Source organism: Pseudomonas triticicola (genome assembly GCF_019145375.1).
Classification (GTDB): Bacteria; Pseudomonadota; Gammaproteobacteria; order Pseudomonadales; family Pseudomonadaceae; genus Aquipseudomonas; species Aquipseudomonas triticicola.
The window spans coordinates 1,607,108-1,631,071 of sequence record NZ_JAHSTX010000001.1 but is presented as its reverse complement, the minus strand read 5'-3'; the positions used below and the strand labels follow the sequence as shown (position 1 = coordinate 1,631,071).

General features: G+C 58.4%; 19 protein-coding genes. 4 read left to right on the top strand and 15 right to left on the bottom strand.

Going from position 1 to position 23,964, the window contains the following annotated elements:
• Nucleotides 1-171 precede the first annotated feature (171 nt).
• On the bottom strand, nucleotides 172-1,914 hold the full coding sequence (locus KVG85_RS07345) for a phosphoethanolamine transferase CptA (RefSeq protein ID WP_217863429.1): 1,743 nt from the start codon (nucleotides 1,912-1,914) through the stop codon (nucleotides 172-174).
• A 209-nt stretch (nucleotides 1,915-2,123) separates the two neighbouring features.
• A complete protein-coding gene (locus tag KVG85_RS07340) occupies nucleotides 2,124-2,306 on the bottom strand; it encodes a DUF6026 family protein (protein ID WP_016774671.1) in 183 nt (60 codons plus the stop codon).
• Nucleotides 2,307-2,581: 275 nt separating this feature from the next.
• Here KVG85_RS07340 and gnd point away from each other — a divergent pair, with 275 nt between their 5' ends.
• The 3 genes from gnd to KVG85_RS07325 are packed head-to-tail and all read left to right on the top strand — an operon-like array spanning nucleotide 2,582 to nucleotide 5,900.
• Nucleotides 2,582-3,562 carry a phosphogluconate dehydrogenase (NAD(+)-dependent, decarboxylating) gene (gene gnd, locus KVG85_RS07335; protein ID WP_064362242.1) on the top strand — a complete coding sequence of 327 codons (981 nt, stop codon included), beginning with the start codon at nucleotides 2,582-2,584 and terminating at the stop codon, nucleotides 3,560-3,562.
• Nucleotides 3,559-5,082 carry a glucose-6-phosphate dehydrogenase gene (gene zwf, locus KVG85_RS07330; RefSeq protein ID WP_217863428.1) on the top strand — a complete coding sequence of 508 codons (1,524 nt, stop codon included), beginning with the start codon at nucleotides 3,559-3,561 and terminating at the stop codon, nucleotides 5,080-5,082. Before gnd ends, zwf begins: the two co-directional genes overlap by 4 nt.
• Complete coding sequence (locus KVG85_RS07325; RefSeq protein WP_217863427.1) at nucleotides 5,079-5,900, top strand: HAD family hydrolase; 822 nt, start codon at nucleotides 5,079-5,081, stop codon at nucleotides 5,898-5,900. The genes zwf and KVG85_RS07325 overlap by 4 nt, the downstream gene beginning before the upstream one ends.
• Before the next feature lie 394 nt (nucleotides 5,901-6,294).
• On the opposite strand, the gene nhaB is transcribed toward KVG85_RS07325, so the two are convergent.
• The 3 genes from nhaB to KVG85_RS07310 form a co-directional block, all read right to left on the bottom strand.
• Entirely contained in the window at nucleotides 6,295-7,797 is a 1,503-nt protein-coding gene (gene nhaB / locus KVG85_RS07320) for a sodium/proton antiporter NhaB (protein WP_217863426.1), read from the bottom strand.
• Between the two features lie 88 nt (nucleotides 7,798-7,885).
• Nucleotides 7,886-9,175 carry an NHL repeat-containing protein gene (locus KVG85_RS07315; protein ID WP_217863425.1) on the bottom strand — a complete coding sequence of 430 codons (1,290 nt, stop codon included), beginning with the start codon at nucleotides 9,173-9,175 and terminating at the stop codon, nucleotides 7,886-7,888.
• 264 nt (nucleotides 9,176-9,439) lie between these two features.
• The gene (locus tag KVG85_RS07310; protein ID WP_016774677.1) at nucleotides 9,440-9,706 is read right to left on the bottom strand and encodes a hypothetical protein; all 267 of its coding nucleotides are present in this window, start codon (nucleotides 9,704-9,706) and stop codon (nucleotides 9,440-9,442) included.
• 523 nt (nucleotides 9,707-10,229) lie between these two features.
• Between KVG85_RS07310 and KVG85_RS07305 the strand changes: the two genes are divergently transcribed.
• The gene (locus KVG85_RS07305; RefSeq protein WP_016774678.1) at nucleotides 10,230-11,555 is read left to right on the top strand and encodes a sigma-54 dependent transcriptional regulator; all 1,326 of its coding nucleotides are present in this window, start codon (nucleotides 10,230-10,232) and stop codon (nucleotides 11,553-11,555) included.
• Nucleotides 11,556-11,717: 162 nt separating this feature from the next.
• Here the strand turns inward: KVG85_RS07305 and KVG85_RS07300 are convergent, their stop codons facing one another.
• The 10 genes from KVG85_RS07300 to KVG85_RS07255 form a co-directional block, all read right to left on the bottom strand.
• On the bottom strand, nucleotides 11,718-13,907 hold the full coding sequence (locus KVG85_RS07300) for a flagellar hook assembly protein FlgD (protein ID WP_217863424.1): 2,190 nt from the start codon (nucleotides 13,905-13,907) through the stop codon (nucleotides 11,718-11,720).
• A 227-nt stretch (nucleotides 13,908-14,134) separates the two neighbouring features.
• Nucleotides 14,135-15,448 (bottom strand): fibril amyloid transporter FapF, encoded by a 1,314-nt coding sequence (fapF, locus tag KVG85_RS07295; RefSeq protein ID WP_217863423.1) that lies wholly within the window; start codon nucleotides 15,446-15,448, stop codon nucleotides 14,135-14,137.
• Nucleotides 15,449-15,493: 45 nt separating this feature from the next.
• The gene (gene fapE, locus KVG85_RS07290) at nucleotides 15,494-16,240 is read right to left on the bottom strand and encodes a fibril amyloid subunit FapE (protein ID WP_073474520.1); all 747 of its coding nucleotides are present in this window, start codon (nucleotides 16,238-16,240) and stop codon (nucleotides 15,494-15,496) included.
• 43 nt (nucleotides 16,241-16,283) lie between these two features.
• Nucleotides 16,284-16,964, bottom strand: a complete 681-nt coding sequence (gene fapD, locus KVG85_RS07285) for a fibril amyloid maturation endopeptidase FapD (protein ID WP_024012915.1) — start codon at nucleotides 16,962-16,964, stop codon at nucleotides 16,284-16,286.
• A gap of 66 nt (nucleotides 16,965-17,030) precedes the next feature.
• Entirely contained in the window at nucleotides 17,031-18,014 is a 984-nt protein-coding gene (gene fapC, locus KVG85_RS07280; RefSeq protein WP_133337851.1) for an amyloid-like fimbrin subunit FapC, read from the bottom strand.
• A gap of 73 nt (nucleotides 18,015-18,087) precedes the next feature.
• On the bottom strand, nucleotides 18,088-18,660 hold the full coding sequence (gene fapB / locus KVG85_RS07275) for a fibril amyloid subunit FapB (protein ID WP_041479691.1): 573 nt from the start codon (nucleotides 18,658-18,660) through the stop codon (nucleotides 18,088-18,090).
• Nucleotide 18,661: 1 nt separating this feature from the next.
• Nucleotides 18,662-19,111: a functional amyloid chaperone FapA gene (fapA, locus tag KVG85_RS07270; protein ID WP_217863422.1), complete on the bottom strand. Its 450-nt coding sequence runs from the start codon at nucleotides 19,109-19,111 to the stop codon at nucleotides 18,662-18,664.
• Nucleotides 19,112-19,433: 322 nt separating this feature from the next.
• Nucleotides 19,434-19,958 carry an AAA family ATPase gene (locus KVG85_RS07265; protein ID WP_217863421.1) on the bottom strand — a complete coding sequence of 175 codons (525 nt, stop codon included), beginning with the start codon at nucleotides 19,956-19,958 and terminating at the stop codon, nucleotides 19,434-19,436.
• A complete protein-coding gene (pnuC, locus tag KVG85_RS07260) occupies nucleotides 19,955-20,518 on the bottom strand; it encodes a nicotinamide riboside transporter PnuC (protein WP_123442516.1) in 564 nt (187 codons plus the stop codon). Before pnuC ends, KVG85_RS07265 begins: the two co-directional genes overlap by 4 nt.
• 1,596 nt (nucleotides 20,519-22,114) lie before the next feature.
• The gene (locus KVG85_RS07255) at nucleotides 22,115-23,749 is read right to left on the bottom strand and encodes a methyl-accepting chemotaxis protein (protein WP_217863420.1); all 1,635 of its coding nucleotides are present in this window, start codon (nucleotides 23,747-23,749) and stop codon (nucleotides 22,115-22,117) included.
• Nucleotides 23,750-23,964 lie beyond the last annotated feature (215 nt).

Genomic DNA, 23,964 nt, shown 5'->3' with positions numbered 1-23,964 from the left:
GGAGTCGGTTCGTCCGTGAAGCAGACCGCAGAAAAGAGTCTGTGTCGCCGCCATTAACAATGGGTTAACGCTGGTTCAGGGCAACTATTGCTGGGTATTTCAGGACGGATTACCGCAGCAGCACACCAATCAGCACGCACAAAAAAGGGCCCTCGCAGGCCCTTTGTCGTTTTACTTCTGCGCCACCTCTGCCGGGGCAGGCTGCTTGGGTTTCATCAAGCTGAAATCGATGAGTGAGCGTTTCGCCGTCTGATACGGATCACCAATCAGCAGTTTGCGCGGCACAAAGCTGTCGCTGACCAGACTCTTGCTGCGATCCAGTTCATCCGAGCTCAATCCGACCAGATCCGCCCAGGTGTGGATGAACTGCGAGCTACTGTACGGGCGGCTGAGGTCGCCAGCGAAGCTCCAGTCATGGTTTTGCTTCCACTTCGGCGAGGCCCAGGCCATGAACGGGATGGTGTACATCGGCGCGGTCGGTTTGTTTTCGTTGCGGCCGAGAGTGCTGTGGCCGGCCGAGTCGAAAACATCTTCGCCGTGGTCGGACAGATACAGCAAAAAGCCGTTCGGGTCGGATTTGGCGTAGTCCTTGATCAGGCTTGAAACCACGAAGTCGTTGTACAGCACCGCGTTGTCGTAGCTGTTGTAGGTCGGAACCTGATCGTCGCGCACCCCGGCCGGTATGCCCTGGCGATCCTGAAACTTGTCGAAGCTCGGCGGATAACGGTACTGGTAGCTCATGTGCGTGCCGAGCAGATGCACGACAATCAGTTTGCGTTCAGCCGGGTCAGTCAGAGCCTTGTTGAACGGCTCGATAACGTCACCGTCGTACTGCGCGGCGTTCTGGTTGCGGTTGTTGTTCAGGTACACCTGCTCGTCAGCCTGTTCGGAGAAGGTCGTGAGCATGGTGTTGCGCTTGGTCATGGTCTGCTGGTTGGTGATCCAGAAGGTCTTGTAACCGGCCTGTTTCATCACGCTGACCAGCGACGGCGTCGACAGGTAAAGATCCGGGTTCTGCTCATCGGCGAAGGTCAGCACTTGCTGCAACGCTTCGATGGTGTAGGGGCGCGGAGTGATGACGTTGTCGAAGATCGCCAGTTGATCCTTGAGCTTGTCCAGTTCCGGCGTGGTGTTGCGCGGGTAACCGTAGAGGCTCATGCGCTGACGGTTGGTCGATTCACCGATGACCAGCACCAGAGTCGCCGGTTGCCCGGCCGATGCGTCCTTGAGGTTTTTCAGCGGCGGGATTTTGCTCGCACTGTCGAGCATGCCCTGCATGTCGGCGAGGGTTTCCTGATAGCGGTGATAGGCCACAGCCATCTGCCAGGGCACGGCGGGCTCGATACGGGTTTCGAATTTCTCGAAGCCTTGGGCGAAGGTGCCCATGCGCATGGTTTGCTTGACCAGCGGATAGCCGACCACGGCGACGACAATTGCCGTCGCCGCTACCAGCGCGCGACCACGCGGCATGTACACCGGGCGCAGGCGTGTCCACAGGAAGTAGGCGAACGCGGTATGGGCGAGGAACGCCGGAATCATCCACCAGGCGAAATACTGCGTCATGTACTCGCCGGCTTCCGACACGTTCGATTCGAACATGATGAAGATGACGCTCTGCGAGAATTCCTGCTGATAAATGAAGAAGTAGCCAAGGCTGGCCATCGAGCAGGCCCACAGCACCACGCCGATGATGGCGGCGAGCAGGCGGGTCTGTTTGGGGAACAGCAGCATCGGCGCCAGCCATAGCGCGCTCATCACGAAGGCCTGGCGGAATCCGGTGAAGCCGGATGTGCCGGTCAGCTGGATCAGCAGTTGGGTGATACCCGAGAAATACCAGAAGAAGACGAACAGCCAGATAAATCCAGCCCAGTCGAAACCATTCGCAGTCGTTTTGCTGCGTTTGAACAATGCCATTCAGCGCTCCAGCTCAATCATCAAACCCACGCCGGAACGCTTCCATGACACCGACGAACAGAGGCCGTACGCACAGGTACGGCCAGAATGGGGCGGAGTATCCCCAAGGGCATGTGAAAGATTTGTTAAGCGCCGCTTTTATCTGGCATCAAGCGGTCAGAGGTACAACGTGTCGGGAACGACGAGGGCCGTTCCCGAAGCAGGCGGGATCAGGCGTGGGGCGCGCGCTGCACAACCGGACGCGGTTGCGGCTGCGAGCCTTGGGTCAATGCGCGCAATTGCGCCAATTCGTGCTTCAACTGGTCGCGCTCGTCTTTCAACTGGCGCAATTCATCGCGACGGATCGTAACGTAGAGGGTTTGTGGCGGCATTGCTGTGTGTACTGTGCCCATTGCTCACCTCGCAAATGGCGTGCATCAACTGTAAGTCACTCCTCGTTCCGAGGCGCTTGACTTACTATCGGCGCCAATTTTGATTTCTTTTGCCCTGGAAGGGAACTTTTTTATTTTTCATGGTCGGTGTGTCTTCGGCAGGATTCGGGGCGTTATCACTCTGGATCGGGCACAATGCCCGGAAACTTCATCGCAACGCTCTGGACTAACCTCCATCAGTCGCGTTGGGCTATAACCAATGACACACATTTATTTGTAGTAAGGAGCATCAGCACATGCAACTCGGGATTATTGGACTGGGCCGCATGGGCGGCAATATTGCGCGACGTCTGATGCTCAACGGGCACACCACCGTTGTTTACGACCGCAATACCGCTTTCATCGATAACCTGGTCGCCGAGGGCTCCACTGGCGTCGCCGACTTGCCGGCACTGGTCGCCGGCCTCGACAAGCCGCGCGCGGTCTGGGTCATGCTGCCGGCGGGCGCACCGACCGAAGACACCATCAACACCCTGAGCGAACTGCTTGAACCCGGCGATACGATCATCGACGGCGGCAACACCAACTACAAGGACGACATTCGTCGCGCCAAGACGCTGAACGAGAAGGGCCTGCACTACATCGACGTCGGCACCTCCGGCGGCGTCTGGGGCCTGGAACGCGGCTATTGCATGATGATCGGTGGCGACGCCGAAACCGTGCAGCGTCTCGACCCGCTGTTTGCCGCACTGGCGCCCGGCATGGGCGACATCCCGCGCACCAAGGATCGCAAGTCCGATGACCACCGTGCCGAGCACGGCTACATCCACGCCGGTCCCGCAGGCGCCGGGCACTTCGTGAAGATGATCCACAACGGCATCGAGTACGGCATGATGGCCGCGTTCGCCGAGGGCTTCGACATCCTCAAGACCAAATCCAGCGAACGTTTGCCGGAAGATCAGCGTTTTGATTTGAACGTGGCCGATATCGCTGAGGTCTGGCGTCGTGGCAGCGTGGTTTCGTCGTGGCTGCTGGACCTGACTGCCGATGCGCTGGCCAGCGACCCGAAGCTCGACGGTTTCTCCGGCTCGGTCGCCGACAGTGGCGAGGGTCAATGGACCATCGAAGCGGCCATGGAGCAAGCAGTGCCAGTACCGGTGCTGTCCAACTCGCTGTTCTCCCGTTACCGCTCGCGCGGGCAGGGCACCTTTGGTGACAAGATCCTGTCGGCACAACGCTTCGGCTTCGGCGGCCACGTGGAGACCGCGAAAAAATGACCCATACGATCCGCAGAAAATCCAAGGCAGAACCCGCACCACCGACCACGCTGTTCCTGTTCGGTGCCCACGGCGACCTGGTCAAGCGCCTGCTCATGCCGGCGCTGTACAACCTCAGTCGCGACGGCCTGCTCGACGAGAATCTGCGGATCGTCGGCGTTGATCACAACGCCATTACCGATGAGGCCTTTGCGCAGAAGCTCGAAGACTTCATCCGTACCGAAGTGGCGGCGAAGGTCGGCAAGGGCGATCAGATGCTTGATCCGGCCTTGTGGGCCAAGCTCGCCAAAGGCATCAGCTACGTCCAGGGCGATTTCCTCGACGACAGCACTTATTCAGCCCTGGCGGCGAAAATCGCCGACAGCGGCACCGGCAATGCGGTGTTCTACCTGGCCACCGCGCCACGCTTCTTCAGCGAAGTGGTGCGCCGTCTCGGCAGCGCCGGTTTGCTTGAAGAAACCCCGGAAGCGTTCAGAAGGGTGGTGATCGAGAAGCCGTTCGGCTCCGATCTGCACACCGCCGAAGCCTTGAACGCTTGCCTGCTCAAGGTCATGAGCGAGAAGCAGATCTACCGGATCGACCATTACCTGGGCAAGGAAACCGTGCAGAACATCCTGGTCAGCCGATTCTCCAACAGCCTGTTCGAAGCCTTCTGGAACAACCATTACATCGACCACGTGCAGATCACTGCGGCGGAAACCGTCGGTGTGGAAACCCGTGGCAGCTTTTACGAGCACACCGGCGCACTGCGCGACATGGTGCCCAATCACCTGTTCCAGTTGCTGGCCATGGTCGCCATGGAACCGCCGGCTGCTTTCGGGGCTGACGCGGTACGCGGCGAGAAAGCCAAAGTGGTCGGGGCGATTCGTCCCTGGTCGACGGAGGAAGCGCGGGCGAACTCGGTGCGCGGCCAGTACACGGCGGGCGAGCGCGACGGCAAACCGCTTAACGGTTATCGCGAAGAAGCCAATGTCTCGCCCGACAGCACCACCGAAACCTATGTGGCGCTGAAGGTGATGATCGACAACTGGCGCTGGGTCGGCGTGCCGTTCTACCTGCGCACGGGCAAACGCATGAGCGTACGCGACACGGAAATCGTCATCTGTTTCAAACCGGCGCCGTACGCACAGTTCCGCGACACCGAGGTCGACGAGTTGCAACCGACTTATCTGCGTATCCAGATCCAGCCAAATGAAGGCATGTGGTTCGACCTGCTGGCCAAGCGCCCGGGGCCGGCGCTGAACATGGCCAACATCGAACTGGGCTTTGCCTACAAGGATTTTTTCGAGATGCAGCCGTCGACTGGCTACGAAACATTGATCTACGACTGCCTGACCGGCGATCAGACGCTGTTCCAGCGTGCCGACAACATCGAAAACGGCTGGCGAGCCGTGCAGCCTTTCCTTGATGCCTGGCAGCAGGATGCCAGCGTCGAGACGTATGCGGCCGGCGAAGATGGCCCGCAAGCAGCCGAAGATCTCCTGACTCGCGATGGTCGCGTCTGGCACAGCCTGGGATGAGTGATTTGGCAAAGCAACCGATACGTTTTCTGCTCAGCGACATGGACGGCACGCTGTTATTGCCGGATCACACACTGAATCAACGCACCGTCGACGCCGTTCGCTCGTTGCGCGAGGCCGGCGTGCTGTTCAGCCTCGCCAGCGGCCGCCCGCCGAAGGCCATGTTGCAGCAGATCGAGGCGCTAGGCGTTGATCTGCCGACAGCGGCGTTCAATGGCGGCACCATCGTCAAACCGGACGGCACATTGTTAGCCGCGCATTATCTGCCGGCGGCCACGGCGTTGATTGCTCTGGCACTGTTTGCCGATCAACCGGAGGTGGAAATCTGGGTGTTCAGTGGCGGCGACTGGCTGCTCAAGGACCCGCACGGGCCGATGGTCCCGCGTGAACAGAGCGGCCTCGGCTATCCGCCGGTGGTGGTCGAGAGTTTTGAACCGTATCTGGAGCGCATCGACAAGATCGTCGCCACCAGCAACAACACAGATTTGTTGATTGAGCTGGAGGCGCAGCTGTTGCCCAAGGTCAACGGTATGGCGCAAGTGTCGCGCTCGCAGCCGGTGTATCTGGACGTCACTGCGCTTGAGGCCAACAAAGGCACCGCGTTGACAACGATTGCCGAATACCTCGGTGTGCCGCTTGAGCAAACCGCTGTCATCGGCGACGGCGGCAACGACCCGGCGATGTTCAAATGCGCAGGTTTGTCGATTGCCATGGGGCAGGCGGAAGAGGCGGTGAAGCGTCAGGCCGATGTCGTTACAGCGTCAAACACCGAAGACGGCGTGGTCCTGGCGATCGAGAAATACATCCTCCCGCACTGACCCAACACCAAAACCAATGTGGGAGCGAGCCTGCTCGGGAAGACGGCGGCACATTCAACACCTTCATTGCCTGACCCAACTCATTCGCGAGCAGGCTCGCTCCCACAGGTTTTCGCGGCGTGTGCAGAACCCCGGTAGCCCACGAAACCCAATGTGGGAGCGAGCCTGCTCGCGAAGGTGTCGACACATTCAACACCTTCATTGCCTGACCCAACGCATTCGCGAGCAGGCTCGCTCCCACAGGTTTTCGCGGCGTGTGCAAAACCCCGGTAGCCCACGAAACCCAATGTGGGAGCGAGCCTGCTCGCGAAGGTGTCGGCACATTCAACACCTTCATTGCCTGACCCAACGCATTCGCGAGCAGGCTCGCTCCCACAGGTTTATTCAGTGTTGCTTAGAGCCAATAGCTCACCGCATACCAGCCCAGCAGTCCCATCACCACGGTATACGGCACCGCCATCCACACCATGCGCCCGTACGACAACCGCACCAGCGGTGCAATCGCCGAGGTCAGCAGGAACAGAAACGCTGCCTGACCATTAGGGGTCGCCACGCTCGGCAGGTTGGTGCCGGTGTTGATCGCAATCGCCAACGTTTCGAAGTGCTCGCGAGTCATGTGCCCGGCCAGAAAAGCCTGTTTCACTTCGGTGATGTAAATGGTCGCAACGAACACGTTGTCACTGATCGCCGAGAGCAAGCCGTTGGCGATGAACAACATGCCCGGCTGTTGATCCATCGGCAACGCCAAGACCCACTCGATCAGTGGGACGAACAGATGCTGATCGTGAATGACTGCCACCACGGCAAAAAACACCACCAGAAGCGCGGTAAACGGCATGGCGTCCTTGAACGCGCTGCCCAGGCGATGCTCGTCGGTGATCCCGGTAAACGCAGTGATCAACACAATCACCATCAATCCGATCAGGCCGACTTCAGCCAGGTGAAACGCCAGGCAACCAATCAGAATCAGTGCCGCCGCGCCTTGCACCAGCAGCGCCGCCGTCTGACGAGGCGTGCGTTTGGCGTTGTCCTCGGCAGCGTAGTCAGCCAACACAGCGCGGACGTTGTCCGGCAGCAGCGTGCCGTATCCGAACCAGCGCAGCTTCTCCAGCAGCACGCAAGTAATCAGACCCGCCACCAGTACCGGCAGCGAAACCGGGGCAACCTTCTGGAAGAACTCGCCGAAATGCCAGCCCATCTCATGGCCGATCAACAGGTTCTGCGGCTCACCGACCAAAGTGCAGACGCCACCGAGCGCCGTGCCGACCGCTCCGTGCATCAACAGGCTGCGCAGAAAAGCGCGGAATTGATTCAAGTCCTCATGGTGTCGCGACGGCAAATGCTCATCGTCAGCGAATTCGCTGTCCTTACGTGGATCGTTGCCCGACGCGACCCGGTGATATACCGAGTAAAAGCCGACAGCCGCACTGATGATCACCGCCGTCACGGTCAACGCATCAAGAAACGCCGAAAGAAATGCCGACAAGAAGCAGAACATCAGCGCCAGAATGGCTTTTGAACGCACGCCCAACAGCAGCCGTGAAAACAGAAACAGCAGCAGATCTTTCATGAAGTAAATGCCAGCGACCATGAACATCAGCAGCAGGATCACCGGAAAGTTGTGCAGCAACTCATCGTAAAGCGCTTGCGGCGTGGTCATCTTCAACAGCAACGCTTCAATCAACAGCAGGCCGCCGGGCATCAACGGATAACACTTGAGCGCCATGGCCAGGGTGAAGATGAATTCGATCACCAGCAACCAGCCAGCGGCGACCGGGCCGATGGTGAACAGCACCACGGCATTGAGAATGAGAAAACCGACGATGGTCGCCTTGTACCAGCGTGGCGATTGCCCGAGGAAGTTGTGCGCGAACGCCTGGGCGATTGAACCGGACATCGGCTGCTCCTTTTATTTAGAAGCGCGAAAGTTGCCGGATGTTTCAAGGAAGATCAAGTCGCCGATAACCTCGATCCTGTTCAATGCTCTATGGATTCAGATAACGCGCAACCATTGCCCGATAGTTGCCGTCCAGTGAATAGCCCCCCACCACGATAGCCCCGTCAGTTTGTACGGCCAGAGAATTGGCTGTGTCCAGACTTCGCCCCAGTCGCGTGCGCAACCAACCGTGGCCCTGACCGAACGCTGGATCGAGGCTGCCGTCAGCTTGATAACGGGCGACCATGAAGTCGGCTTCAACCCCGCCAATGGTCGCGCCTACGGCAATGATGCGGCCGTCGCTCATCAACCGGGCGGCGTTCCATTGGCATCCGCTGGGACCGATGTCCACCACCTGTGGCTGGCCATGATGACAGTGCAGGTCCGGTCGACCGTTGGCGTGCAGGACAAACGTCAGGCAGCGGATTGGATCGCGGCTGCTGCCGAAGCAGTAGAGCCTGTCGGCGGACTCGATGATCTGGCTGATCTGAGCGCTGTTGCCGTGGGCCCTGAACGCCATGAAACCGTCCACGGCAAAACGCTCGTCCAGACGCCCATCGGACTGGTAAACCGCCAGTAACCCTTGCTGCGGAAAGTCGATGGAACCTGCGACGACAATTCGCCCATCCGCCTTCAGCAGCAGGGTGCTCAGCCAGGTGTTGAGCAGCAAGTGGCGAACCATGACAAATCCGCGCCCGTTGAACGATTCGTCGAGGCTTCCATCGGGGCAGAGGCGAATCAGCATCCCGGCGTGGTCGGCGAGGCTGAAATGATGGTTGGCGATCAGCAGAATGCGACCGTCTTCCTGCACCGCGAAGTCACAGGCTTCAACACCAGGCACACCCGGCGGCAGCCAGTTGTCGCGGGTGCCCAAGGACAGCTCGCCGGGCAGGCGCACGATCTGGAAGCCGTCATCACCGAAAGTCCGATCTGGCCGGCCGTCGGCATCGAACAGGGCGAGGGCGGGGAGGGTGCGATGGGTGTCTTCATAATGCAGGCCGGCCAGCAGAATCTTGCCGTCGGCTAGCACCTGAACCTTGCCGGCCTTGGCTTCGAATCCTTCGACGAAACTGCCGATCACGCTGCCCTGAATACCGAACGACAAATCCGCCGAACCATCGCCCAGCAGCCGCGCCAGGCCAAAACGACTTCCCTTGGATGTACCGACCTTGGCGGCGACCAGAATCCGACCCTGCGGATCGAGCGCGACATGTTGTGTCTGGCTGGACAGGCTACCGGCAAAGTACACCTGCGCAACACCGCCAATGGCGAAGGTCGAGTCCAGCGAACCGGGGTTGTTCCATACCGTGGGCAGCGCATAAGTGTTCAGGGTCGACATGCACGCGTCTCCTTGCGAGTAGCCGATATCCCAGTGATTGGGAGGCTGACTGCACGAGCGAAACATTCAATCCCTGAACCGCGAGAAGTACAACTGGACGAATCACCAGAACGACGGTCGCACTGTGCCAGAACAGTGTCTTGTTGAACCAGTCGCAAGCGAGCCAAGCAATTTGGATTAAACAGCGCAGTAAGTAACGTGCTTATTCGACTACGCATACAACAAGGGCGGATGACTTTAACGTCATCCGCCCTTGATCGGTTATCAGTGTGGCATCGACCAGGATTGCAACTTGTGGCCGTCTTCGCTCAGCTCGGCGCGGGCCTGCTGCAGCAGTTGTTCGAGTTGCGCCGGGTCAGAATAGGCGCTGCTCGGGATCTGTTTGCGACCGATGTGGGAGTTGGTACGGTCGACGACGGTCAGGCTCAATTCACCATTGCCGTCTTGTGGCGCCCAGGCCACGCACTGAAATGGCTTGAACGCGTGGTTGGCAATCAGAAGAGCTTCGTTGATACGGAGCGGGGCAGTCATGGGGTCTTCTCTCTATTGGCGCCCAATCAAGTGATGTGCCGTCGGTTGGGCTTACCGTGCGGCTGGTTACTTGTACTGATGCACGCAACCGGGGGGCGGGTCACAAGTGAAACAAAGAAATTTCAGGTTCTTTACATAATGTCCGTTCGCTTCGGTAGTTCTGCACATGTCAGGACACCGCGCTGAATTCACCCCTCACCCCAGCCCTCTCCCTGAGGAGAGGGAGCCGATTCGTGGATTTCTCAAACTAGAGTTCCACTCGCTAATTCAGGTCGGTGTAACTCGAACTAACACCACGGTCAGTCCCCTCTCCCTCGGGAGAGGGCTAGGGTGAGGGGCCGCTCTCTGACACAACCCAAATAGTCGATAGCTAACTAACAACCAGCTTTCTTATAACTCTTTTAACAACCACCCTATAAGCAATCGATACAAGCCCCCGTCAAAATCTTGCTAGTGTTACAACCGGGTCTGCCAAATGACTGTTTTTTCGATCATTTATCAAATTTGGCGCCAAGGAACAGTCATGAGCGAAGCGCCTGCGTCGAGACGTTTACTGGTGGTCGATCCCTGCGACGACTGTCATCGCCTGTTGCCGGGATTGCGCGCCGTCGGTTGGGATGTCGACAGCTGTAATCTGGAGAACGCCGCATCCCGCGCCTGTGACGTCGGCCTGCTGCGCTTGCAGCCTTACCACTTGGAACGTCCAGAAGCGGTCAAAGAACTGATCAGCCGCAGCGGCACCGAATGGATTGCCGTGCTCAATCAGGAAGTCCTGCGCTTACAGAACGTCGGTGATTTCGTATGTGAGTGGTTCTTCGACTTCCACACCTTGCCCTTCGATGTCTCCCGCGTACAGGTCACCCTCGGCCGCGCCTTCGGCATGGCGCGCCTGCGCGGGCAGGGCACGATTCATGTTGATCAGCCGGAGCACGAACTGCTCGGCGACAGCAAACCGATCCGCGAACTGCGCAAACTGCTGAGCAAACTGGCCCCGACCGAATCGCCCGTGCTGATTCGCGGCGAAAGCGGCACCGGCAAGGAACTGGTCGCGCGCACCCTGCACCGACAATCCCAGCGCCACAACAAACCATTTGTAGCGATCAACTGCGGGGCAATTCCAGAGCATTTGATTCAATCCGAACTGTTTGGTCACGAGAAAGGCGCGTTCACTGGCGCTCATCAGCGCAAGGTCGGACGCATCGAAGCGGCCAATGGCGGCACGTTGTTCCTCGACGAAATCGGCGACCTGCCGCTGGAATTGCAGGCCAATCTCCTGCGCTTCCTGCAGGAAAAACACATCGAGCGGGTAGGCGGCAGTCAGCCGATACCCGTAGATGTGCGAGTGCTCGCGGCAACCCACGTTGACCTGGAAGCAGCCATCGAGAAGAAGCGCTTCCGTGAAGACCTGTATTACCGGCTCAACGTTCTGCAAGTGGTCACCGCACCGCTACGCGAGCGCCATGGCGATCTGTCGATGCTGGCCAACCATTTTTCGCACTTCTACAGCCACGAAACCGGGCGTCGACCAAGAAGCTTCAGCGAGGATGCGTTGATTGCCATGGGCAAGCACGACTGGCCGGGCAATGTGCGCGAGCTGGCTAACCGGGTCAGGCGCGGGTTGGTGTTGGCGGAGGGGAGGCAGATTGAGGCTAGGGATTTGGGGTTGATCAGCCAGCATTCGATTGCCACGCCGATGGGCACGCTGGAGGATTACAAAACCCGGGCGGAACGGCAGGCGTTGTGTGATGTATTGAATCGGCATAGTGATAATTTGAGTGTGGCCGCGAAAGTTTTAGGGGTTTCGCGGCCTACTTTTTATCGGTTGTTGCATAAGCATCAAATTAGGTAATCGCACAGCCAATTTGATTAACGTCTTCACCATGAAATATTATTTCGTTCACATATGACTAATGAACGGCTTCTTCTTTCTTGAAAGAGAAAAAAGCCATTCGATTGAAAAGGCGAGAAATCATAAATGCAGCGCAATATTTAACATATAAGCGCATCGTTTTTATGTGATCCTTCTGATGCGGATGTTATCCAATTGCACAACCAAATTGTTATCACGTAGAGAGAATTTCAATTTGGCACCGCTAACTTTTGCTGTGTAGGGGAAACTATATGGTTGCCAACCAGCTGTGCTAGGGATGCGAGCCCTGTACCGCAAAGTGGTTCCCTCTACAAGCTCTAATAATTTCGGTTTTGCACAGCGATAATCAAAGCTAACGCTATAGTTTTCCCCCGATAGAATTCTTTCAAAATACTTATGAATGATGATGGCATGGACTCCCGAGGGAAGTAGGACGCTCTGAAGGAAGTAGTCGTTTTCATCGGTGACTAATCTAGGGGGGAATTCGAAAAGGAACGGAAGCCAGCCGTTCCAATTAGACCCCGTGAAAGTAGTTCGATCGTCAAGACCTAGACTAACTAGATAAACACGATCTCTGCATTGAATCGCTTCGCTTTTTGAAGCGTTCTCAAACAAACCAAGCCATAGAGCAATAGTCACGGTCGAATCCGCTTTACACCCCCGCAACCACTCCACCTCAGCCAAATAACTAAGCCCCACCCCCTGATCATGCGCAACCCCCACAAACTGTTCCTTGACCCGCTCCCCACCATCCGCAAGCGTCTCCACATACTCCAACCAAATCGGTAACCCTATCCGCTGAAACGGCCAAGCCCCACACAGCACCTTCGTCTCATCCTTGACCAACTCAACATCCAGCACCTCACCATCAAAACCCTCAAGATTCGGCATCGGCATGCTCGATTGCAGCAACTCGCCAATCACCAGCGTCACACTCTGCGCCGGCGTCGGCTGTCCATCGACAATCAGGCTGTATATCAGCTCCACACTGCGCTGCAGATTTGCCCCGGTGACGGAGAAATCAATGTCGAACTGCACTTTCGACTGTCCCGCCACCGGTTTTTGCTGGGGAGGTACTGAGCCGGCGCCCGGTCTGCCGGCGATTTCCAGTTTTACCTCGTGATTTGCGCCAAACGCGGCGGTGTCAAACACCACGGTAAATCCATTCTGATGCCGGTTCGGGTCAAGTTTGTAATCCGGCGCCTCGACAACCGTTGGCGGTTTCAACTGACTGACTTCGCCGGTGACCGTGATGACAGCGTTACTGGATGGGCGTGCGGGCACGTTGGCGCGTAGCAGCTGATAGCCGACCTTGGCCGAACCGTTGACGATCGCTGTGATCTTGGCGTTCGGGATCGGGAAATCGTGATGGCTGGGCACGCTGTCGACGGTTTTTTCCAGCGGGCCGACGATCACGGGCTGTCCTCCAGACGTCGTGCCGGCCCAGGTCAGGACAACCTTGTCACCGGCCTGGTAGTCCGCGCCTGCGAAGTAAACCCGGGCGGCGGCATCGCTCGTGCCCAGTACCTTCAGGTCGATGGTAGTGACGTTCTGGTTGTTGACCCAGATTGTTGGCGCCGGCAACCTCAGGTCCACCGAGACGTAAGTGATTTTCGACGAGGGGTCCGAAGGGTCAGTGGTATTCCCTACACGGTCAACTACCCGGAAGGACACCCGTTTGTCAGGGCCGTTACCTTGTCCTCTGATGACGTCCTCGGTAAACGTCACGAAAATCGGGTTGTTATCCGGGTCATCAATCTGTGCCTGCGTTATCGGGTAGAAAGACACATCTTTGTCCTCCCACTTACAAATGATGCGATCGTACGTGGCGATGTATCGGTAGTGATCGATGTACATTCGAATCCCTCCCTCGGCCATCTCGCTATCGACTCCCTTCGACGGATCCGGGACCAAGGTATAGCTGAGGCCGGAGTGCCCCGGTTCGCTGTCGGTGTCAACATCAGCGGGCCGGGTGAGCTTCACCCACATCAGTAGCTCAGTGGATTTGACCGGTTCCTGAGGAAAACGAGTGACTCGATAAAACACTTTGGCGGAGCCATTGGTGATGAATCCGACGGGGACGTAAAACTCAACTTTTTGAGTGTTGAGATCATCGATTACAGTAAACTCCACCGGGTTTTCATCGTCATCCCAATACAGCTCACATTTGTCATCAAGCGCCATGTTCAACCAGGCGTCCACGACGACTTTCAATGTTCCACCTTTGATGGAATTAATGGCGATACCCCCAGCATAGTGCTCCGTCGTTTCGAGCGTGGTGGCCGAGGGAATGGTGGGCGGATATAAATTGGCGGCGGTAAGAAGATCCATGGCGATGCTCCTGAATATGGGCTGGCCACGGGCGACCAGACGCTGGAGCTATCAGAAGTTATTTATGCGAAAAGCGCACCTGTCAGATCTGACAGGTGCGGGCGTGTTTCCGATGAGTGGTCACGAGCAAAAGCCTGAAGATCAAAAGATCGCAGCCTTCGGCGGCTCCTACATGGATTCACTCAATCCAGACTGTAGGAGCTGCCGAAGGCTGCGATCTTTTGCTTTTAGAAGTAATACGGGAATTTCAGGCTGAACGAAAAGTCCGGTGCATCATCGGTCATGCCGATCGACAGGTTCGGCACGATCGTCAGGTTGTCGGTGGCCGCAATGGTCATGCCGACGTTGAAGTAACCGGCGTTGGCATCACTGGATACCACCGACTCCCAATCACCACCGTCCTGTTTCAGCTTGCTCTTGCGCTGCACCAGGTCGGAGACCGAGAACGACATACTCATCTTCTCGTTGAGCGCGAAGGCGATGCCGGCGCCGATCTGGAAGCTGTCGCCGATGCGCACTTTGCCCGGGGTTTTCTGGTTGACCGTGGAGCTGATGTCGTCAAACGACTCCTCGAGGTTGTGGGTGTAGGAGAGGCTGCCGAACAGCACCGCCGGGTCAAACGTCTTGACCAGCGAGATACCCGGCGTGATCGACCAGACGCCGTTGCCGGTGGGCAGGGTGTCGGGGACGAACAGGTTGGAGTTGGCGTCGGTCTGGCGCAGTTTGATGCCGAACGGGTCTTTGCCGGTCGGCGCCTTGACGCGCAGGGTAACGACTGCGTCCGGGGTGTTGACCGATTCGTCGAGGAACTTGTAGGCGATACCGAAGTTGACGTCGCCTATGGTTGGATCCTTGGTCACGGTTTCTTCGGTTGTTACGCCAGCCGCGCCCTCGTTGCCGCCGCCGGATTGATACGTCGACTCGCGATAGATCACCGGCACGTTCAGGTCGAACTGCCAGCGATTGTCGAAGTTGTAGCGGCCGGTGAGGTCCAGGGTCCAGGTGTCGGCCTTGATCCGGTCGAGGTTGATGTTGCCCAGAAAGATCGAATCCAGCGCAAGGAACCCGTTCAGGATCAACTGACGGGTGTCGTAGCGCGAATAGGTCAGGCCGGTTTCCACGCTGAACTTGCCGCCGCCAAAGAAACCGCTGGCTTCGTCATACAGGTTGGAAACGCTCTGTGCCGGTTGTGAATCATCGGCCAGTGATTGACCGTAGGATGCGCCACTGCCCCCGGCGGCGCCTCCCGATGCAGCGGCCGCACCGGTGCCTGTGGCGGCTCCGGCGACGCGATTGCCTTTCATGTCGGACGGCGATTTGGCCAGCCGTTTTGGCGGTGGGGCGGCGGGTGTTTCTTCTACCTGGCGGACCCGTTGTTCAAGTACCGCCAGCGCTTGTTGTTGTTGTTCGTATCGTTGTCTCAGTTCCAGAAGTTCCCGTTTCAGGGCTTCTACATCGGCGTCGGGTGCTGCTTGCAGCATTGCCGCCGGGAGAAGGGTACTCAAACACACTGCAGCACGCAGTGATACTGATCGATACATGAATAAGCCGTCCCTTTAAGCCCAATGATCGAGACTCAGCGTAGTTCAATATCCGATATTGCGTAGGGCGCCGAGTTGGGTCAGGTTGCAATCCAGTGCACCGGCGCTTCTGCCGTTATTGTTAAGTACGACGTTGAGTTGCGTAAGGTTGTTGACCACGTTGGCGCTGCCCAGCAATCGGGTGTTCTGCAGCAGCCCGCCCTGGGCGACCTGTTGCAGCGCGGTGCCTTGATTGCCGCTGGCCTGAATGGCCATTTGCACGCCACCGCCATTGGCCGAAACCGCGACGCTGCCGGCGCCGTTGCTGCCGCTGATGGTCTGCCCGGCGATGAGCGCCTGGCCCTGCGACGGCACCAGTGCCGGGGCCTGGCTGGCTTCGCTGACGTTGATCGCGACGTTGTTGTTGGCGGTGTTGCCATCGCCGGCGGCGCGTACGCTTTGCGTTACACCCTGGCTGCTATTGAGGCCGGCGCCGCCGATGACAGTGCCGGTGCCGAGGGTAGGGGTGCTGCCGTTGCCCGACTCCTTGATGGTCGAGACATAGAATTCCGGTTTGACGGTTGCGGCCTGGATCTGCATCGAGGTCGCGGCCCCGATCAAGTCGCCACTGGCGTTGCGCCAGGTGCTGCTCATGACAATGCCGAAGCTGATGATCCGCCCCGGCATGACGTAACGACCGCGCAGCTCGGCGAGCTCCTGGTCCTTGATTTCGATGGGTTTGAATCCGGCATGGGCTAAACCTGACGCACTCGCTGCCAGGCAGGCGGCGGCCAGCCAGTATGAGCTTTTCATCTGCTGCTCCCGGGACATCCAGTCCCATTCTCTAACTCGGCGATTAAAAGAAGTCGCTCTGAATGAACCCGAAATCCATCAATTCCGCATCTTTGACCGGGTTGAAACTGTCCAGCGAGTTCTTCGCCGTCAGCGGCACGGGAGGGCTGCGCAAGGCGTTGGCCTTGTCGTAACCGGGGCCGACGATGGCGAAGACAATGCCGTTCCAACCTTTGACAAAGTCATCGTGTTTGTAGCGCTTGTGGCCGAGAACCGGGTCACCGATGTAGACCCAATCCTTGTCCGAACGCTGCAGGACGACGAAATGCTTGTAGCCACGAATGTCCATCAGGACCACCACCGGAATGGTCACCGCTTCGAGTTTCTCGGGCGGGATCCGGTAGCCACGGGCACGCATGCCGATGCTTTCTACGTAGCGCTTCATGTCGAGCATGGAGAAACCCTGGGTTCGTACCAGGTCCTGGTCAGCGTTGACCAGCATGCCTTTGATGATGTGCTCCTCATCGACGTCGAGCCAATAGGCCTGGCGCAGAACCGTTGCCAGTGCAGCAGCGCCGCAGCTGAAATCGGTTTTCTGTTCAACGATGTCGGCAAACTTGCGCTCACGAATGCTTTGCACGTCCTTGTAGACCAGCACGCCACCCGGCAGGGCAGCGACCGGCATCTGGGCTGCCTGAGTCAGGCCGCACAGACAAAGCAGAGCGAGGAGGGCAGGAGTCCGCATGATCGAATACGCCTTGTGGAACCTGGGAAAAAAGCCCCGTTGCCGGGGCTTTCGTTTTGATCGCGATTACATGCAGGCTTTGCAACCTGCGGCGATGGACAGCGAGTTGCTTTGTTGGTTGCCCACACCCGCCGAGACGTTGGCTCCGCCGTTGCCGGAGAAGTTGTTCATCGAGTTGGTCATGTTGGCGTTGTTGACGACTGGAGTTTTCCAGCCATCTTTGGTCAGCACTTGTTGGGTGGTGACGCCAGCGAGGCCAAAAGTACCCACGGCTTCGAACTTGGCTTTCTGATCATCGTTGCCGCCATGGCCGCCGCCACGGTTGCCCCAACCGCCGTGGTTGTCGTCTTCGATGGTCGCGGTGCCTTTGGCTTTGAACGCGCCAGCGGCTGCATAAGTACCGGTGAGGGTGTCGGTTTTGTAAGCCTGCACGCCTTTGTTTTCCACAACCAGGCCAGTCGAGGACTGGTTGGCAGAGGCAGCGGCCTGCGCTACACGACCACCGGAAACGGCGATGGCGAGGTTGTTTTTCTGTTGGTTGAAGTTGCCCGAGCTCACGTTGATGCCGATGTTGCCGGAACCATTGTTGCCTGCATTGTTGAGCGTGGCGTTGTTGAAGGTGGACGAGTTTTTCACGTAGTTGTTGTTGTTCACCTGAGTCGCGCTCGAGGCGGCAACAGCATTGCCGAAGATGAAGCTTTCGTCAGCGGTGGCCAGTGCAGCAGCGTTGTCCTGCTGGTTGCCGTCGCCGGCGGCGACGTTGGCGCCCATGTTGCCGTTGGAGCCGTTGAGCGAGTCGCTGGCATTGGCGTTGTTCAGGGTGCCCTGGTTTTTCACCACGTTGCCGTCGCTGTTTTGTGCGTCGAGTACAGCGGCGCCGGCGCCAGCGGTGATCTGCAGCAGTTGTTCAAGATTCGGACCTTGTGGCTGGCCGTGACCGTTGCCGTGTCCATTGCCATGCCCGTTACCACGACCGTCGGCCTGTGCTGCCATTGCCATCACTGCTGCGAGTGCGAAAACCAGTGGTTTGAGAGCCATTGTAGGTTTCATGGTTGTTTCTCCGTCGTGCTTATTAGTTGGTTAAGTGTTGGGACTTTTCTAATTGCACTGCTTTTTGTTTGGGTCAGTCTGCGACCCGGATGCTCAGGGTGTTAGCCATGCGGTTCCCCACCCCGGCACTCTGGTTCACCTGGATTACCCCGCGGCTGCCGGTGAAGGCCTGATCACTTGTCGTGACCTGGCGACTGCCGATCGAGGTACCAGTTGCTCCTGAGCTCGGTAAAAACGCCACGTTCTGTTGTGAAAGGGCGCTGTCGTCAACGCTCTGCGGGCCGGCACTGATGCTGACGCGCGTGACGTTGGCCATTTGATTGTTGGCACCGGCGCCCTGGTTCACACCGAGGATGCCGTTGCCATTGCTGAAAGAGTTGCCGCCGATATTGGCGCTCGCGTCGATGGCGCGGCTGGCGGGCGTGTCGATGGTTTGCCTGACGCTGGTGGTGGCATGGGCTTCGGTGCCGATGGCAATCGCCTTGGTGTTGGCTTGTTGCATCTGGTCACCGGCGGCCTGGTTGACGTTGAAGTTGCCGCGATACTGAGCGCCGGAATCCTGGATATTTGCTTTGTTGACTGAAGCCGAATCGGCCATGGCGCTGGTGCAGCCGAGCAGGGCGAGAAGCAGCAGGGTGCGATTCATGTCATTGGCCTCCGGCCATGCGAGTCAAAGGCGCCAGGCCGGTGCTCATCGCCCGGTTGACCGTGTTTGAGATCGAGGCACCGGAACCGCCGCCGCTACCCGTGCGCATACCGGGCAGGCCGTTCTGATTGGTCAGGGTGTTCATGCCGGGCAGGTTGGAACTGGGCGTGGTCATGTTGCCGCGAATCGATGAGCCGCTGGCGACACTGGCGAAATCACCGTCAGTGAGTTCGGTACTGCTGAGGGTCTGGTTGATCCGCGCCGAAGGATTGGCGTTGACCGTGGTCGGATAGGGGTCTTTGCCGCCGTTGCGCCCGATCGGGATTGGCTGAACGTCGCGGTTGAGGACGATCACTCCATTGCCTTCGGCCTGGGCGCTGGCACTGATCAATGCGCTGGCGGCTGATCCGATCAGCAGGAGGCAGGTCAGGCGTTTATTGAAATTCCCCACGGCTGCAATTCCTTCTTCAGTGGGCTGGGTTATTCAGCGTTGTGAAGGAGAGAGCGAAAGCTGTGCCGGTTTTGAATTGTCCCGTTATTTCAACGGGTTGGGTGTTTTCGAGGAATGCTTGAAGCGGGTACTGTTTCAGCGCTGAGACACATGCAGGGGGGCTTGAGCGGTGCTTGACGTTGGAAAGCTCTGGAACAAGGGTTTGCGCCGATGTGTTTCATCGGCGTAACAGGTGACGTGACGGAGTGATGAACAGCGTTTGGATGGGGGCTTTGCGCGGTTAGGAGTGTTTCAAAAACGGACAGTTTCGTCCCAGGGCGGCTCAGCTGGACAGCAGAAGCTCGACCGCCGCAAAGGCTTGCGCTTGGCGTTCGGCCCAATTGCCCACGATAACTTGCAATGGCTGTTGATGCTCAATCAACCAGGCGCGCGTGGCTTCGAAAAATGCCATGCGATCCGCAAGATCCGGTTGGCAGCGCTGGCCGTCTTCGGCCCAGTCGACCTGATGCGGTGACAGCAGAAGGTGCAGGTCGTAATGACGCGCAAGCAATTCCGCTTCCAGCCAGTCTGGGCAGTCGCCGAACAGGGTCTGACTCCAGAGGATGTTGCTCAGCAAATGCGTATCGAGGATCAACAGCGCGGGCTGCTTCGCCCGTGCCTGATCTTCCCAGCGCAACTGACCCCGGGCGATATCAGGAATATCCGCCCAACAGGTGTCGCGGGGATTTTCCTCAATGAACCGACGCACATATTCATCAACGCGCACGCCGCCGAAACGCTGCTCCAGGCCTGCCGCCAGCCAACTCTTGCCGGTGGATTCCGGGCCGGTGAGAACAACGACTTTCATGTGCGCAACGCCGGATCGGCACGCCATTCCCGCCAGCCTTGCACGGCGAGCAGGGTAAATAGCGCGTAAAGGGCGGCGGTCAGGTACAGGCCTTTATAGATGAACAGGCCGACAAAGATCACATCGAGGACGAACCACAACGCCCAGCATTGCAGGCGTTTTTGCGCCATCCACAGTTGCGCGACCAGACTGAAACCGGTGAGCGCGGCATCCAGCCACGGCTGTGCGGCGTCGGTCCAGTGCGCCATCGCCGCGCCCAGCGACAGGCTGCCGATCGCTCCAATGCCAAGGCCGAGCAGAATCGAGCGTGCATCGAGGCGGGTAACCTGGCGACCGTCATGCATCGTCCCGGCGCGGGTCCATTGCCACCAGCCATAGATTTGCAGCGCGGCGTAGATGACCTGCAGCAACATGTCCGAATACAGCTTCACCTCAAAGAAGATCCAGCTGTAGAGCAACACCATGACCAGCCCGATCGGCCAGCACCACGGATTCTGCTTGACCGTCAGCCACACGGCGATGACACCGAGGGCAGCGGCAAACAGTTCAAGCCCGGACATGAGTGATCCTTGGGGGAGTTGAGAAGGGGGCGGATTGTACTGCATTAGTCAGGTCAAAAGCCCCTCACCCTAACCCTCTCCCGGAGGGAGAGGGAACTGACCGCGTTGGTTGGTCGAGGTACGCCGACCTGGAATATCGCGTCGGACGCAGATCATGAAAAGCGCAGTGATCTGCGATCAAAAGCCCCTCACCCTAACCCTCTCCCGGAGGGAGAGGGAACTGACCGCGTTGTTTGGTCGAGGTACGCCGACCTGGAATAACGCGTCGAACGCAGATCATGAAATGCCCAGTGATCTGCGATCAAAAGCCCCTCACCCTAACCCTCTCCCGGAGGGAGAGGGAACTGACCGCGTTGGTTGGTCGAGGTACGCCGACCTGGAATATCGCGTCGGACGCAGATCATGAAACGCCCAGTGATCTGCGATCAAAAGCCCCTCACCCTAACCCTCTCTCGGAGCGAGAGGGAACTGACCGCGTTGGTTGGTCGAGGTACGCCGACCTGGAATATCGCGTCGGACGCAGATCATGAAAAGCGCAGTGATCTGCGATCAAAAGCCCCTCACCCTAACCCTCTCCCGGAGGGAGAGGGAACTGACCGCGTTGTTTGGTCGAGGTACGCCGACCTGGAATATCGCGTCGGACGCAGATCATGAAAAGCGCAGTGATCTGCGATCAAAAGCCCCTCACCCTAAGCCTCTCCCGGAGGGAGAGGGAACTGACCACGTTGTTTTGGTCGAGGTACGCCGACCTGGAATATCGCGTCGAACGCAGATCATGAAAAGCGCAGTGATCTGCGATCAAAAGCCCCTCACCCTAACCCTCTCTCGGAGCGAGAGGGAACTGATCGCGTTGTTTGGTCGAGGTACGCCGACCTGGAATATCGCGTCGGACGCAGATCATGAAAAGCGCAGTGATCTGCGATCAAAAGCCCCTCACCCTAAGCCTCTCCCGGAGGGAGAGGGAACTGACCACGTTGTTTTGGTCGAGGTACGCCGACCTGGAATATCGCGTCAAACGCAGATCATGAAAAGCAGAGTGATCTGCGATCAAAAGCCCCTCACCCTAAGCCTCTCCCGGAGGGAGAGGGATCTGATCGCGTTGTTTGGTCGAGGTACGCCGACCTGGAATAACGCGTCGGACGCAGATCATGAAATGCCCAGTGATCTGCGATCAAAAGCCCCTCACTCTGACCCTCTCCCGGAGGGAGAGGGAACTGACCACGTTGTTTTGGTCGAGGTACGCCGACCTGGAATTCGCGTCGAACGCAGATCATGAAAAGCGCAGTGATCTGCGATCAAAAGCCCCTCACCCTAACCCTCTCTCGGAGCGAGAGGGAACTGACCGCGTTGTTTGGTCGAGGTACGCCGACCTGGAATAACGCGTCGAACGCAAATCTTGAGAAGCCCAGTGATCTGCGATCAAAAGCCCCTCACCCTAACCCTCTCCCGGAAGGAGAGGGAACTGATCACGTTGTTTGGTCGAGGTACGCCGACCTGGAATATCGCGTCGAACGCAGATCATGAAAAGCCCAGTGATCTGCTCCCTCTCCTCGGGGAGAGGGCTGGGGTGAGGGGTGGGCTCACCTCGGTGATCGGTCAGACGCGGAACTGGCGCAGCAACCCGTTGAGCTGTTCGCTCAGTTGCCCAAGCCGCAGGCTGGCTGCACTGGATTGTTCAGCCGCCAACGCGGTGCTATGGGAAAGCCCGGCCGCCTGGGTAACGTTCTGGTTGATGTCCTCAACCACGTGCGCCTGTTGCAACGTGGCGCTGGCAATCGACGCATTCAGGCCGTTGAGATTACGCAACGCCTGGCCAATCGCATTAAGGCTCGCTCCGGCCAGTCCCGCCTGTTCAATGGTCAGTTGCGATGCCTTGCTGCTGTCACCAATGACCTTCACAGCCGCCTCCGAATGATTCTGCAGACGCTCGATCATTGACTGAATCTCCGCCGTCGATTTCTGCGTACGCTGGGCCAGCAAGCGCACCTCATCGGCGACTACGGCGAACCCGCGACCCTGTTCACCCGCACGCGCCGCTTCAATCGCCGCGTTCAAGGCCAGCAGATTGGTCTGTTCGGCAATCGAGCGAATCACTTCCAGCACGCTGCCAATCTGCGTGCTCTCCGCCGCCAGGGTGCGGATCACTTCCACCGCCTGATCAATCGTGCCCGAGAGCTTGTCGATCTGTTCCAAGCTGCCGTCAATATTGATCTGCCCCTGTTGCGCCTGCGCTTCGGCATCACGCATTTCGGCGGCGGCGTGTTCGGCGTTTTTCGCCACGTCCTGCACGCCGTAGGTGACTTCGTTGATCGCCGTGGCCACCAATTCCATCTGCTGCGATTGCTGCTGACTGCGCTGCTGCGCTTGCGAGGCATCGTTGCCCAGTTCGCTGGAAGACTGCCCCAGAGCGCTGGCCGACACCTGCAAGTCACCAATCACCCGACGCAACTTGGTGGTGAAGGCATTGAAGTGATGGGCGAGTTCAGTGACTTCATCCTTGCCATGGGTATCGAGGCTGCGGGTCAGGTCGCTTTCGCCGCTGGCGATGTTGGCCATCGCATTCACGGTCTCCTGCAACGGACGGACGATGCTGCGTGCGATCAGGATCACCAGCAGCGCCATGATCAGCGCAATCGCCAGGCCGATCGCCGACGCCTTGATCATTTGTCCCTGAAATTCCGCCTGAACATCGTCGACGTAAACACCGGAACCGATCACCCAGCCCCACGGCTCAAACAGCTTCACATACGAGGTCTTGGCGACAGGATCGGTCGCCCCCGGTTTCGGCCAGCGATAATTGACCATGCCCGCGCCTTTGGCCTTGGCAATGGCGACCATCTCGTTGAACACCGCAAAGCCGTCCGGGTCGCGGATCGCCGAAAGATTCTGGCCTTCGAGCTTGGGATTGGTCGGGTGCATGACCATCACGGGCGTGAGGTCGTTGATCCAGAAGTAGTCGCTCTGGTCATAGCGCAGGCCACGGATCGCGGTCAGCGCCTGCTTTTGCGCGGCATCTCTGGTCAGGGTGCCGGCGGTCTCCAGCCCTTGGTAATAGGTCAGCAGGCCACTGGCGGTCTGCACCACATGCTGGGTTTTCTGCGCTTTGGCGTGGTAGAGGTCGTCGTGGATCTGCTTGAGCATCAGCACGCCCAAGGTCAGCAACATGACCACCGCCACGATCAAGATGAGCCACAAGCGTCGGCTGATCGACACACTGCGCAAGCTGTTCATAACGCTGTCACTCCGGATTCTTGTTCTTGTAATAAACGATCGCCAGCATCCAGCCACCGCTGTGGGCTCGCGATTGCGCGACTTGAGCCGCCTAACGCGGGGAGCGCTATTAAGGCTTGTCTGTTAGGATTTCGGCCCCGCGCGCGAAAACCTGAATCCGGTTTTGATATTTCACGGAATTTTTACCGTTTCGTGTGGATCCTGTGCGCGCGCAA